This window comes from Bacillus sp. 05T31 (assembly GCF_056396725.1).
The window spans coordinates 1-817 of record NZ_JBFTMA010001145.1 but is presented as its reverse complement, the minus strand read 5'-3'; the positions used below and the strand labels follow the sequence as shown (position 1 = coordinate 817).

Annotated in this window: 1 protein-coding gene and 1 pseudogene; both read right to left on the bottom strand. The window is 33.9% G+C overall.

Going from position 1 to position 817, the window contains the following annotated elements; translation table 11 throughout:
* Positions 1-641 (bottom strand): lipase family protein (locus AC1DJR_RS31980; RefSeq protein WP_477004466.1); only part of this gene is annotated, 641 nt, incomplete at its 3' end.
* Between the two features lie 24 nt (positions 642-665).
* Positions 666-817 (bottom strand): annotated as a pseudogene (locus AC1DJR_RS31975) (DUF3952 domain-containing protein); the annotation flags it as partial.

Genomic DNA, 817 nt, shown 5'->3' with positions numbered 1-817 from the left:
GGTATTACAAAATCTGCGGCTTTAACGGCGCCATACAAAGGATCATATTCATTTATAAGACTGCGGCAACTTTTCATATTGGTCCCGTATCCGTACTTAACCACATCCTTATTTAAAACAGGCGCAGGATTTAAAGCTAATACGTTTATATTATCTTCTTGATGTCTTAATGCAACTGTATTCGCTGCTCCGCCACCTAAAGAGTGCCCTAGTAAAGTTATCTTCTTTCCTTTATTACCCGCCTTGACTTTTTCATAAAATTTTTCTGCTTGACTATACTGAAATTCCGCTAACGACCCAAATATAGGCGAATTAGTTAAATTATGCAGTCCAATTGCTCCATCGGTTGCTAAATCGCCTATTTGACTCGGTTGCGTTCCAACGTAAACTATAAAAATTTCACCTGTATGGTTGTCTTTTAGAGCGTATGCTCCAAAACCAGTCTGAGGATGTTGATCATCCTCTGCTATTAGTTCGGCATCAAAGTTATCTTCTAGTCTTTTCTTATTTTTTCCTGGGTCTGGATTACTATAATCATCTTCTTTTTCATTAAAAGCATAAATATCAGTTGCTGCTAATCTTAATTTTCCTACATCACTGTTTATTTTAAATCTTTGGAGATCATTTGTACTATTCCCCACACTTATTCCCTCCTATTTTATGCATTACTTGTTATTCGTATATTGTCTTTCATACTCCTCATATTTGTTTTTAGAATTTTTATTATTATCTTCTTTAGTATTTAAATAGATTGCTATTTTTTGATCATGTCTTATTAATTGACCTTCTTTATTCTTTTTTTCATACCCCATCGTTA